General features: G+C 37.8%; 11 protein-coding genes. 9 read left to right on the top strand and 2 right to left on the bottom strand.

Features of this window, described 5'->3' with window-relative positions:
• Nucleotides 1–1,012 precede the first annotated feature (1,012 nt).
• From ACFO3G_RS05455 to ACFO3G_RS05420, 8 genes are all read left to right on the top strand, one after another.
• Entirely contained in the window at nt 1,013–1,240 is a 228-nt protein-coding gene (locus ACFO3G_RS05455) for a 4Fe-4S dicluster domain-containing protein (protein WP_380078734.1), read from the top strand.
• A gap of 22 nt (nt 1,241–1,262) precedes the next feature.
• Nucleotides 1,263–2,345 carry a 3-methyl-2-oxobutanoate dehydrogenase subunit VorB gene (locus ACFO3G_RS05450; protein ID WP_380078732.1) on the top strand — a complete coding sequence of 361 codons (1,083 nt, stop codon included), beginning with the start codon at nt 1,263–1,265 and terminating at the stop codon, nt 2,343–2,345.
• A gap of 14 nt (nt 2,346–2,359) precedes the next feature.
• A complete protein-coding gene (locus ACFO3G_RS05445) occupies nt 2,360–2,542 on the top strand; it encodes a hypothetical protein (protein WP_380078730.1) in 183 nt (60 codons plus the stop codon).
• A 22-nt stretch (nt 2,543–2,564) separates the two neighbouring features.
• Nucleotides 2,565–3,347 carry a thiamine pyrophosphate-dependent enzyme gene (locus ACFO3G_RS05440; protein WP_380078728.1) on the top strand — a complete coding sequence of 261 codons (783 nt, stop codon included), beginning with the start codon at nt 2,565–2,567 and terminating at the stop codon, nt 3,345–3,347.
• Between the two features lie 21 nt (nt 3,348–3,368).
• Nucleotides 3,369–3,911, top strand: coding sequence for a 2-oxoacid:acceptor oxidoreductase family protein (locus tag ACFO3G_RS05435; RefSeq protein ID WP_380078726.1), 543 nt, complete (start codon nt 3,369–3,371; stop codon nt 3,909–3,911).
• 383 nt (nt 3,912–4,294) lie between these two features.
• Nucleotides 4,295–5,839: a LysM peptidoglycan-binding domain-containing protein gene (locus ACFO3G_RS05430; RefSeq protein ID WP_380078724.1), complete on the top strand. Its 1,545-nt coding sequence runs from the start codon at nt 4,295–4,297 to the stop codon at nt 5,837–5,839.
• Between the two features lie 7 nt (nt 5,840–5,846).
• Nucleotides 5,847–6,524: a porin family protein gene (locus ACFO3G_RS05425; protein WP_380078722.1), complete on the top strand. Its 678-nt coding sequence runs from the start codon at nt 5,847–5,849 to the stop codon at nt 6,522–6,524.
• 6 nt (nt 6,525–6,530) lie between these two features.
• A complete protein-coding gene (locus tag ACFO3G_RS05420; protein ID WP_380078720.1) occupies nt 6,531–7,394 on the top strand; it encodes a DUF6263 family protein in 864 nt (287 codons plus the stop codon).
• A gap of 1,625 nt (nt 7,395–9,019) precedes the next feature.
• Here the strand turns inward: ACFO3G_RS05420 and ACFO3G_RS05415 are convergent.
• Nucleotides 9,020–9,961 (bottom strand): hypothetical protein, encoded by a 942-nt coding sequence (locus ACFO3G_RS05415; protein ID WP_380078718.1) that lies wholly within the window; start codon nt 9,959–9,961, stop codon nt 9,020–9,022.
• A gap of 308 nt (nt 9,962–10,269) precedes the next feature.
• Entirely contained in the window at nt 10,270–10,440 is a 171-nt protein-coding gene (locus ACFO3G_RS05410; protein ID WP_380078716.1) for a hypothetical protein, read from the bottom strand.
• A 148-nt stretch (nt 10,441–10,588) separates the two neighbouring features.
• Here ACFO3G_RS05410 and ACFO3G_RS05405 point away from each other — a divergent pair, with 148 nt between their 5' ends.
• Nucleotides 10,589–12,100, top strand: a complete 1,512-nt coding sequence (locus ACFO3G_RS05405) for an AAA domain-containing protein (RefSeq protein WP_380078714.1) — start codon at nt 10,589–10,591, stop codon at nt 12,098–12,100.
• The last annotated feature ends 63 nt before the right edge of the window (nt 12,101–12,163 follow it).

Raw genomic sequence — 12,163 nt, 5'->3', positions numbered from 1 at the left:
TTTCTTCATGCTTAACCATTCGTTTTGACAACATTTCAATGATCTCTTTAGTGTTTTCGAACCGACTTTTGTCAGTTCTATTGTTTAACTTTTAATTTTTCGGTAAAAATTTACCGAAGTATTGTATATTAACACTTAGATAGGACGGTTTCGTCCTATTACTTTTAGATTTTGTGGAGAATGAGCCTCTTTTTAGGTCAATAAAGTACTTTTTTATGGCTAATAAACAGCTAAATAAATTTACATTATTTGTATAATAACCACCTATTTACCCTGTTATTTATACTGTTTTAGGCTAAATATTACGGCAACAATTGCCCGTCCTAATACATCCGGCTTACTATTATTTACGCCCATACCACTCTATTGATTTATACCAAAAGCAGAAACACAAAGAATCAAACAAATGTCATCACCTCATTCCACATTTAGAAAGAATTGATAAAATACCGATAGAATGATAGAATAAAGGAGCATTACAAAATATCAAAATGTAATATGCAAATTGCACAATCAGGCATTTTAACATTTAAAATACGGACACTAAGCAATAGAGAATATCCATCGATATTAAATACAAACAAGGAACAAAAAGCATATCCACGTGACAAAAGACTTATTTATCGCCAAAATAATAGAAAAATGAGTCATAAACTCATCTTACGACCAAATTATTCTATTGAAATACAAAATATCATTTAGTAAGCTAATATCCGTATTATCTTATCAGATTGATATTACAAATACCTAAATCAAACTCTAAAAAAGAAAAGTGTCACTATTTATTGGTAGATAGTTATCGCTTTTAATATCTAATAGATACTTTTTGGGGCAAAAAAATCACAGATTAACACCAAAATGTTTGGATTTCTATAAAAGGTTTAGCTATCTTTGAGGGGCATTGAGGAATGTAGGAGAGGAAACACATACCTATTTTTAGGGATATATTACCGTATTCTACTTACCTGAATTGTTAGACTTAAAGTATTCAATTACATCAGAAAAAGTTATAATGGCTAAATTCAGAGGAGCTGTGGTAGTAGACACACAGCGTTGCAAAGGATGCAATCTTTGCGTGGTGGCTTGCCCAACTAAGGTGCTCGAGCTTCACCCCCAGGAAGTAAATGACAAGGGATATCATTATTCATATATGAAAAATCCCGAGAGTTGTATTGGTTGTGCCTCTTGTGGCACAGTATGTCCTGATGGTTGCATAACCGTCTACAAGGTTAAGTTGTAAACATTGTAAATTGCTGCAAGAAATGGCAGGAGAAGTTAAATTAATGAAGGGCAATGAAGCCCTCGCCCATTCAGCAATTCTGAATGGTGTGGACGGATATTTTGGTTATCCAATTACTCCACAATCAGAAGTTTTGGAAACATTGACAGCTGAAGCACCTTGGGATAAAACCGGTATGGTGGTACTGCAAGCTGAGTCAGAGGTTGCCGCTATCAATATGGTATATGGTGGCGCATCTTGTGGTAAGAAGGTGATGACATCTTCATCTTCACCGGGTGTCAGCCTTAAGCAGGAAGGTATCAGCTATTGCGCTGGTGCAGAACTTCCATGTTTGATTGTAAACGTAATGCGTGGTGGACCAGGCCTTGGAACGATCCAGCCCAGCCAGGCAGACTATTTCCAAAGTGTAAAAGGTGGTGGTCACGGTGACTACAAACTAATCACACTTGCTCCGTATTCGGTACAAGAAATGGTTGATTTTGTTGAACTTGGATTTGATCTTGCATTCAAATATCGCAATCCTTCACTTATCCTATCTGACGGTATCATTGGTCAGATGATGGAAAAGGTAGTTCTACCGGAACAAAAGAAGCGTTGGACAGAAGATGAGATACGCGAGATGTCTCCATGGGCAACTTTGGGCCGTAAGAACGGTCGCCCGCAAAATTTCATTACATCACTCGAGCTTGACTCAGCTGTAATGGAACAAAACAACAAGCGTTTCCAAGAGAAATATGCGAAAATCGAGGAAAACGAAGTTCGCTATCAAGAATATCAAACAGAAGACGCAGAATATTTGCTCGTTGCATTCGGTTCTTCAGCACGTATATGTATGAAGGTCGTACAGTTGGCACGCGAACAAGGCATCAAGGTTGGTCTTCTTCGTCCTATTACTTTGTGGCCGTTCCCAAAGAAAGCAATTGCAGAACATGCAAACAAAGTAAAGGGTATGCTTTCTGTTGAGTTGAACGCAGGACAGATGGTAGAAGATGTTCGCCTGGCTGTCAACGGAAAAGTTCCGGTTGAGCACTATGGCCGTATGGGTGGTATGATCTTTACACCGGATGAAGTGTTGGATGCTCTCAAGGCTAAACTTATGAAATAATCATAGTGGGATAGATGAAACCAGAAACCAATATTAAGCTTCAGAAAGTCCTGACGGTAATTTTTTTGATACTGGTAATTGCAACCTTCGTCACATATTTTTTGATAAAGGAAACACCGGTCATATTTATTACGATTGGATTTACGGCTATTGGTGTCCGCATCATTACCTACTTGCTAAAACATTTCAACAAATAACAAATTAAGAATATCATCTAATATGGATATCAACGATATTATCAAACCGGAGAACCTGGTATATAAAAAACCGGAGCTTCTCAACGATGTAGCTATGCACTATTGTCCAGGTTGTAGCCATGGTGTAGTACATAAATTGATTTCAGAAGTAATCGGAGAAATGGGATTGACTGACAAAGCAATCGGAATTGCTCCGGTGGGTTGTGCAGTATTCGCATACAAATATATTGATGTTGACTTTCAAGAGGCAGCCCATGGTAGAGCACCTGCCCTTGCAACAGCAGCAAGCCGACTAAATCCCGACAAACTTGTATTCACATACCAGGGAGACGGTGACCTTGCCGCTATTGGTACAGCAGAAACCATTCATGCATGTAACCGTGGTGAAAACATCACTATCGTATTTATCAATAATGGTATCTATGGTATGACCGGTGGACAAATGGCTCCTACCACCTTGATAGGAATGAAGACAGCTACTTGCCCGGCAGGTCGTAATGCCGAACTCAACGGTTATCCTCTGAAGATTTCTAATCTTCTCAAAGAACTTGACGGTACATGCTATGTAACACGTCAATCTGTCCACACTGCAGGTGCAGTTCGCAAGACAAAGGCTGCTTTGAAAAAGGCTTTCCAAAATTCTCTTGACCACAAGGGTACATCTGTAGTTGAGATTGTAGCTACTTGCAACTCAGGTTGGAAGATGTCTCCTTCTGCTTCTAATGAATGGATGATTGAGCACATGGCTAAGAAATATCCTTTTGGAGACCTTAAGGATGTTGATCACAAGTCAGAACAAGAATAATCAATAAACCTCGATAATATTATGACATATGAAATAGTAATTGCGGGTTTCGGTGGTCAGGGTGTGCTCTCAATGGGTAAGATCCTCGCATACTCAGGACTAATGGAAGGAAAGGAAGTTTCATGGATGCCTTCTTACGGACCGGAACAACGCGGTGGTACATCAAACGTAACAGTAATAGTAAGTGACGAACCGGTTAGCTCACCGGTTGTAAATGAATATGATATCGTTATTGTACTCAACCAGCCTTCTATGGACAAGTTTGAGTCTAAAGTAAAGAAAGGTGGTTGCATCTTCTTTGATCCAAACGGTATTCATCGTAAGCCAACTCGTACTGACATCAATGTATATGAAGTTGATGCTACAGAAGAGGCTCTAAGAATGGGTAACCAAAAGAGTTTCAATATGATTGTACTTGGCGGTGTGCTTAAGATTGCTCCGATGGTAACACTCGATAGCGTTGTTGCAGGATTGAAGAAATCACTTCCTGAACGTCACCACAAGCTTATTCCGATGAATGAAGAAGCTATCAAACGTGGTATGGAAATCGTTAAGAAGATATAATTGAATATCCTTTTAATTTATAGGCAGGGTTGTGTCTCATTCATTGAGGCACAACCCTATTTGTATTGACTTACACTCTACTCCCTTTCTTAATTGAAAAACAACATCAAAAGCAACTTCTATGGGAGGAACGAGAAGAAGGCTTCAAACAAAGAACTCGGACCTCTCATCTCACTTATTTTCTTAATTTTGTACATGGTAAACCTATATTGTCGTTTTAGCAATAGGATGGTTATGATTTGATTTCGGCCCATATCCAAAAAGCATAGAGTACTATGTAACTACAGATAGAGGTCTAAAATTTAAGTAAGCCACAAACAACTAATAGGTTAAGGGATCTCAAATTGACTTCCTTCCGCGAATAGATTAGAAAGGATTTACAGATGAACAAAAAGATTATTCATTACGGACTGTTTTGCTTGATCCTTGGGTTAGGCCTCTCCTTTGGTCACCTATCAGCTCAAACAAAAAAACATTATGTAGAAAAAAGTGAGACAGTCTATGGTATCGCAAAGAAATACAACACCACAGAGGGAGAGATATTAAGGCTCAATCCGGAACTCAGCAAACGTTCGCTTCGCTCCGGAGAGTTTATCAATATTCCACAAAACAAAAGCATTACTCAAACACCCCCAAGGCAACAAGTCCTCAGACATCGAATTAAACAAGGAGAGACACTTACTTCGATTGCCAAGTATTACGGGGTAAGTATTGAATCTATTCTAAAGCTCAATCCGGAGATTGACAGAGATCATTATAAAGCCAACTTCATCCTGCTTATTCCCGATACCGGAAAGGTTAAGGATGCAGACAAAGTGACAGATTCTGATACAGATAAGAATGCCACAAATCAAGAAATCTTTATAACCTCTGACCATTATCCTGCCATCAGCAATCAGCTAAACCAACATGATACAGTAAGGGTAAGCATTGCATTACCTCTAAAGAGTGGTTCCTCTGATAGGTATTTACATTTTTTGGAAGGCTTTTTGATGGGATTAAACGATTTGAAGAAGCAAAATATCTCTGTTGTTCTTCACACCTATCACATCGATGGTGTAGCTGACACCAAACATCTAATCAATAGTGGAGCATTGTATGGAGAACATCTTTTGATAGGTGGAAGCGATGATAATGAGATTGATTTGTTGGCAGACTTTTGCAAAGAAAAGAACATCAACTATGTCGTTCCCTTCTCCTCCAAGATCAGTGATGAAGCCACTTATTCGACATTATTCAAAATAAATCCTCTACAGCAAACACTTTATCCTTACATAGCAAAAGAGTTTATCAAAAGATATGGCAACAATACAATCTATTTCGTCAGCAATAGATTTCCAGATGATCCTCTTATAAGTTACCTTCAACAAGCTCTTTCGGACGCTAATATTTCATACAGAATTAGAGATATCAAGACGCTCGACAATAGCATCAATAATGCTGTTGTAATGCCTTGTAATGCAAAGAGTACAACATTAACCGAGCTTTTCGATCGACTTGATGCACAAGAGATCAGCTGCAAGGTATTTGGCTATCCGGCTTGGCAGTCTTTTGCTTCTAACCTTCAGAAGAGGATGCCCAAGTATAACACCACATTCTACTCGTCTTTTTACTTCCCGCTTGGGACAAAAGATGCCAACATTTTTCTAAATAAGTTCTATGCTTGGTACAATCATAAGGTGACAGATACTTATCCCAAATATAGCGTACTTGGATATGACATAGCCAAATATTTTATCTATGCCATACACAATGGTGGTATATACTTCTACAAAGATCGAGCTGAACTTGTATCCAATGGTCTTCAAAGTGATTTTAGATTTGTTCAGCCCGATGGCACGAAGATTCATGTAAATGCCAATGTGTTTTTTGTTACTCCCAAATCAGATCGTCCCGCTTTGAGAGAAACCATCGTAAATGCCAAGTAACTATCTTATGAAAAGGTCTGTTAGATATCTGCTACTTATCATAGTCGCTACAATCATTGCAGTGACAAATCTCAATGCTCAGCCCAAACCACCCTATCAACCTAAATTATTCGTTGGATTGTCCGGCGGTGTATCCATGAGTAGACTGGCATATCACCCCAAGGTTTCATTAGATTCATACATAGGATATATGGGAGGAATAATGGCTCGTGCCGAGGTAGAATCTTTCGCCGGAGTACAATTAGAGGTCAACTATTCACAAAGAGGTTGGAAAGAATACTTCGAGCCGGACAGAGAAGGCAATCCGGCTTATCAGATGCAACTCAAATGGATTGACATTCCACTGATGAGCAATCTATTTTTAAGAGCGGGCAGATTTCGTTTTTTCCTAAACATGGGCCCTCAAATCAGTTTTATGCTTAACAATCAAGCCTCTATCGAAGGAGAGGGATTCAACAAAACTGAGATCAAGCGACACAACTTAGAAGTCAAAGGTAAGTTTGGTTGGGGATTGGTCGGCGGACCCGGCATCTCTTTTGACATGGGTAAACTTGGATTAATAGAGCTTGAGGGTCGCTTCAACTATGCCTTCAATGATATTTTCTCCAACACAGCCAAAGATCCATACGACAAATCAAGTGAAATGGTTGGGACTCTTAAGATCAATTATCTGTACAAATTCTAATACATCATGACTAAACACATCGCTCTTATCGCCCTACCCTTTGTACTTTCAATACTTTGTCCACAAATCTTTGCTCAACAGAAATATCAACTCGAGATAGCCACAGATAAATCTTCATACGAATTTACAACCCACAGTTCTTCCAATATAAGTTTTGAAGTTGCCGGGCAAAATAATAATATAGATCAAAGCGTATTGATTAAGCAGGGACTTCAAATCTTTCCGGGAAATAAAACAGGTGAGTTTGATCTCAAATACACTATGAACCGGATGGATATGACCGTGAAGGTTCAAAATATCCCATACACTTCCATATCGACAAATGACCCCACTAATTCTGAAAACAAGGCTCTAAAAGCTATTATCGACAAACCTATCTTTCAAAAGATAGATCACTATGGATCACCAATTGGCTCAGCAGACCTCAGCAAAGTTGTGAAGGCTTTGGATGACGTGATACCCGGCATGAGTGAATATTTTCTCAATTCTCTGCGATCCAATTTTCAATGCCCTATCAATCTCCGCTATCCCACAAAACCCATAGGTATAGGTGAGAGTTGGGAGACAAGAGGCAATTCATATGCAAGTGGCAATGGTGTTCAAGTCCAAACAGACGGCAAAATCATCAATACGCTTAAGAATATAGATAACAAGTACTACTACATAGAGCAGGTTAATCATCTTACCATGTCACAAAACGGGATACAATTCGCCGGTGCTATCACGACACTAATTATGGTTGATCGCAATAGCGGTATCCTAAAAGAGTCTACGGGAAAAGGGATCCTAAGTGGCGAAGGAATGGTACAAGGCAAACCCTATAGAGCCAAAACTCGGATCTATTACCAAACCTCAGTTGAGAAGAAATAATATCTTAATATTCTAATAGCTTAGTGTGAGATTTTTTCTCTCTTGGTTTCTTTCTCTTTGTCATCGTACTTGTGGATACGTTTGTGTATACGTTTTCTGTTAGCAAAGTTTTGCCATACTGCAATGATCAATACTGCCAACCCTAAAAGGGCAAATAATAGACTTTGACTCATAACATATCTTTTTTATAACAATACCATTCAAACCAATCATACAAACCTTTAACTCATAATGCCTAAAGCATTAGTATCGGATCAACAGATAATTTCAAGATATACGTTTATGATCTATTTCATCCTGCAACAGCGGTCATAAGCTCATTGTACCTTGGTCAGATACCAAAATCAGTTCAAAATAAACTTCATAAATGCTTCATCTTTCCATTCACTTATTTGAGTTAAAACTATTGGAGCTCAAATGATATGTTAGTTATTATAGTTAAACAATTGATTTTGTTCACCAAAGTTAATATTTATATTCTAAATTAAGAAGTTGTTTTTTAAGAACCAATCTCTGTACAAAGTTGTATCGCTCTAATATTGCTTTAGTGAATCGGGCGAAGCTGCGTCAGAATTACATTTGAGATAAATCATCTATCATTTGTAAAGAACAATCACTATCAAAGAGCTAAAAAATCAATGGTAGCGATTGTTTTTAACGCAAATTTGTCATTTGATGGCAGATTCTAATGATGTCATTAGGAATTAGTTCTCTTAATACAATATATATATCATCACTTTATAATCATTATAAATGATTGTCAACAGCTTAATTTTACCTCACCTTTTGAGATGTTGTCATAAAGGTCCAAATGGTTTACAATATTTTAAACCTAATGATAATCAAATGTTCTATCGACCTATTTGGAATGAATTGATAAAAGTGCTGTGGCTATCAATTCAAAAAGAGCTTCTCACAATTTCATGTTTTGACACGGCCACACTTTCGTTTTCCGACCTTCCCCACCACCGTACAAGTGGTTCCGCATACGGCGGTTACACGCTTTGCCACTTTTGTGTGTACAATGTTGTCTTTGGTCATTCCTTGGAATAACACCACTCTTGCCAATTGTCGGTTTCCGACCTATCGTCTGGCAAGGAGCTCCTATCCGGACATCCGGCCACTAAGGGTTATCACAGGTTTTTGCAATTACTATCGTACTGCGTGGTTCAATCCTTCCAAAATCATCTCGTAATTCGGTACTTTGACCTCGTCTGACTTCTCATATCAAGCTTTACTCCGCTCCTTATAGTTGGCACATACGTGGAACTTCCATGAGACACCCTCGATTAAGAACATAATCTTTCACACTTATATCCGCTTGATTTACACCGAGTGTTCCTTATATCTTTTGGGCGTTGTCTCGCATAGCAGACTCACCCACACTCATATACCTTAGTGTCAATTTTCTGTTCCTTAGATCAGTGCTTTTCTTACAAGCTTCCTTATGATTCCGCATAGCGACAGACAACCTTGCCTTCAGCTGTAGGCTAACCGACATAAGGTTGCGTTAGGATCTTGCACCCGTTAGATTATGTCCATGTCGGACGAACCACAAAGAAGGCTGTGCCTCCTCGATGAGACACAGCCTTCAACCTATTTATGAATAGTAAGTTTGTATTAGCTTACTTCCACCAAACGATAAAATCTTTCACCTTAAGATCTGTAGGGATCTTATCAAGATTGACTGTCTTATCTTTTTCATTCCACCAACCTTCTTTTAGATTCTTCTTGTCAAATGAGAATGATAGATTGTCACCGGCATTTACAACGACTTCCGATTCTGTTGGTTCGATTTTGTAATCCGGGTATGCCTTGATAACATCTCCAAATGATGACAATTTAGAAATGCCCTTGTCAGTAATGAACATTAAACTTTTAACAAGCACTCTATTAATAGATGATTGCATATTATCTCTATCCTTTGGGGTCACAACAAACAGCTCTCCCCCATCTTGATCATAAATAGTATAATCATCAAAAATATCTTCTGCATGCTCCCCGTGACCTTCAGACTTCTTAACCTGCTCTTTTGGAAGGTTGTTGAGAAGTTCTCCAATTGTTTCACCTTGTTTTACGGCTCCAACATGATCATTTGAAACTGTATTCTTGAGATAAGTACCCGCTAATGTAGCTCCTCCTGAGCAATAGAAGTTGAGCTTCATGCGATTATCTTCTTTGAGAGTCGCAACCTCTACGCCCAATTTGTCCTTAGTCGGTATGATAGTCATTACCGCATTCTCAGCATCATCTATATCAACGAAAATGGTATCATTGGAGATGTGCCCCTTACCGGTAAAGCTACATCCTTCACGACCATTCACTTTAGACGCTGAAAAGACAATATCATAAAGGCTGTCAGCAGGAGTAATGCTCAAAGATTGATAATAGCCAAGCGAAATTGTATCGGTAGGTGTAGTTTGATATACACCCGAGAAATCAAAGTTGGAAGCTGTAACAGAATCTGTTGTCGTACTCTCTTGTCCTGTTTTTTTGCTGTTTCCACAAGAAGACAGCGTCAAAGCGCATGCAAAAATAGCTGCACTGAAAAATAATTTCTTGTTCATAATGTTACTATAAAATTTAGTAATAGTTTAAAAATCAATCTCTTGAATCTATATACTACATAATCACCTAATAATTGTCCGGCAAATATATAAAGATATTCCTTTATTGAGAAAGATGTATTGATAAATACTTTGGTACATATTTCGATCAGAAACCTTCATTCATTGATACCGTCATACCAAGCGGAGTTCTAAATACAACTCTAAGTTACACCCAAAATACTAACTTTTAAGATCTGATGATACTTTATCGCACAAACTTTAAGGGAAGATTAAGGCTGATTGAGTAGTATTCAAACTAACAGTACTTATAAATATAACTTTTCCTCTACGAACTTCACAGTCCAAATAGAAAGGTCATTCTTAAGATTGCATTTGACACTCGGAAAGTATTCGCACCATCTGATAATACATCTTTTACCCTTTTTGCCAAGGGAAATGACAATCAAAAGCAAGGTAAGTAATATGCTTTTCTCCATCGAGAATATTCTTTACCAATGATTAAGATATCAAAGAGAATCCCATTTCACAACACCCCCCAATTGAAGATAGATGTTTTGAGATTTCCAATGACCTCTTTATAACCAATTATTATATTATGTTTGTTATCATTAGATGAATATAACGATGAATAATAATCTTACTCCAAGACCTTATATTTTATTTCTATTCAGTCAAAAACGTAAAGAGTACAGATGGCAACGCAACGCGGTCATTGAGGGAAGATATTCAAATGGATATTGTATCAGATTTAATAATGGAGACACTATCTATAAGTATGGATTCGAAAAAGTGAAGATATATCCCTATGACTATAGCGAATACCATATCAAGGTGCTGCATCAACGATTTGAAAATATATATGATCAGGTTGATTTTTACAAAGACTATGTCCTTCTACGACAAAACAACGGCAAAGAGATTCTCCGTAAGACTTCCGAAATCTACATAACACCCAAGGAAAGTAAAAATCAAAATGTCAATCAAACTCTAAATTATCTCCGGGATATAATTGCTTCAGACACACCGGCCTTCAACAATTTGCCCAAGGAGATCTTAAGTGAAAACGATGACGGATTCAATGAGGACTTCTCTCTAAGAGACATGATTCTATCCCAATTTGATAGTATCAATCCGGACAATAACAACCGTATTCTCTACTATTATATTCGTGGCATACACCCCGGCTCAAAAAAACAATGGAATAAGGATACTTTTATCTACCCTTTCGGATGCAATGAGAGTCAGAAAAAAGCCACAGAAGCCTCTATAAATAATCGAATCACCATAATTGAAGGCCCACCTGGAACCGGCAAAACACAGACAATACTCAATATTATAGCCAATCTTATTGTTCGAAATCATAGTATTGCCATAAGCTCCAACAACAATGCCGCCATTACCAATATCGCTGACAAGCTTGATAAATATGGCTATTCAGAGCTATATGCACTCCTTGGCAATAAGGATAATAAAGAGAGTTTTTTTGATGAAGGACAATTAAAACCAACTCCAATTAGAAAGATGCTGTCAAGAGAGTGCTTAAATAAATATGAAAATGAAATTATCTCATTGTCAAAGAAGCTTCAGAAAGGTTTTTATGCGGCCAATAAACTCGCAAAATACCGAGAAGAATTGATGGCATTAGAAACAGATCAAAAGCATATCCTAAAAGAGCAACCCTTAGAAACAACGGATAAGAATACCTTCGAACAGCTATTTAAGTTTAATTGGACTCTTCAAAAGTTATCCAATATCAGGAAAACAATTGAAGAAAAGCCCTCTGAGGGAAAGATTAAAAGGCTTCTTTGGAGAATTAAACTCTTGTGGAAATTCCATATCACCAAGGATGATCTTCTCGACATCAACAATGATAAATTGCATCACTATCTCAATCAGAAAGTTTATGAAATAAGAATTTCCGAGCTAAGAAACCTCATCAATCATTATGATAATATTGTAGTAAAAACCAATCATAAGGAATTGCTCCAAAGATACACATCTATATCAAAGGCATTATTTGACGACCATCTCGCCAAGAAGCATCAAAACCAAGAACAAAGGCAATACTCCATCCAGGGCAACCGCATCAAAATAGGCTTATCTTTGGGTTATGGATATACAAGATTATTTTTCTAATGTAGAAGATCCACGTGTAGTGGGTCGTTGCAAGCATAAGTTAAGCGATATTCTAGTTATAGC

Source organism: Falsiporphyromonas endometrii (assembly GCF_042654485.1).
GTDB classification, from domain to species: domain Bacteria; phylum Bacteroidota; class Bacteroidia; order Bacteroidales; family Porphyromonadaceae; genus Porphyromonas; species Porphyromonas endometrii.
This window is presented reverse-complemented; position numbering and strand designations above follow the sequence as displayed.

Excerpts from the sequence above, each read along its gene's own strand:
- ACFO3G_RS05455 (WP_380078734.1), top strand. The coding sequence starts at position 1,013 with ATGGCTAAATTCAGAGGAGCTGTGGTAGTAGACACACAGCGTTGCAAA.
- ACFO3G_RS05450 (WP_380078732.1), top strand. The coding sequence starts at position 1,263 with ATGGCAGGAGAAGTTAAATTAATGAAGGGCAATGAAGCCCTCGCCCAT.
- ACFO3G_RS05445 (WP_380078730.1), top strand. The coding sequence starts at position 2,360 with ATGAAACCAGAAACCAATATTAAGCTTCAGAAAGTCCTGACGGTAATT.
- ACFO3G_RS05440 (WP_380078728.1), top strand. The coding sequence starts at position 2,565 with ATGGATATCAACGATATTATCAAACCGGAGAACCTGGTATATAAAAAA.
- ACFO3G_RS05435 (WP_380078726.1), top strand. The coding sequence starts at position 3,369 with ATGACATATGAAATAGTAATTGCGGGTTTCGGTGGTCAGGGTGTGCTC.
- ACFO3G_RS05430 (WP_380078724.1), top strand. The coding sequence starts at position 4,295 with ATGAACAAAAAGATTATTCATTACGGACTGTTTTGCTTGATCCTTGGG.
- ACFO3G_RS05425 (WP_380078722.1), top strand. The coding sequence starts at position 5,847 with ATGAAAAGGTCTGTTAGATATCTGCTACTTATCATAGTCGCTACAATC.
- ACFO3G_RS05420 (WP_380078720.1), top strand. The coding sequence starts at position 6,531 with ATGACTAAACACATCGCTCTTATCGCCCTACCCTTTGTACTTTCAATA.
- ACFO3G_RS05415 (WP_380078718.1), bottom strand. The coding sequence starts at position 9,961 with ATGAACAAGAAATTATTTTTCAGTGCAGCTATTTTTGCATGCGCTTTG.
- ACFO3G_RS05410 (WP_380078716.1), bottom strand. The coding sequence starts at position 10,440 with ATGGAGAAAAGCATATTACTTACCTTGCTTTTGATTGTCATTTCCCTT.
- ACFO3G_RS05405 (WP_380078714.1), top strand. The coding sequence starts at position 10,589 with ATGAATAATAATCTTACTCCAAGACCTTATATTTTATTTCTATTCAGT.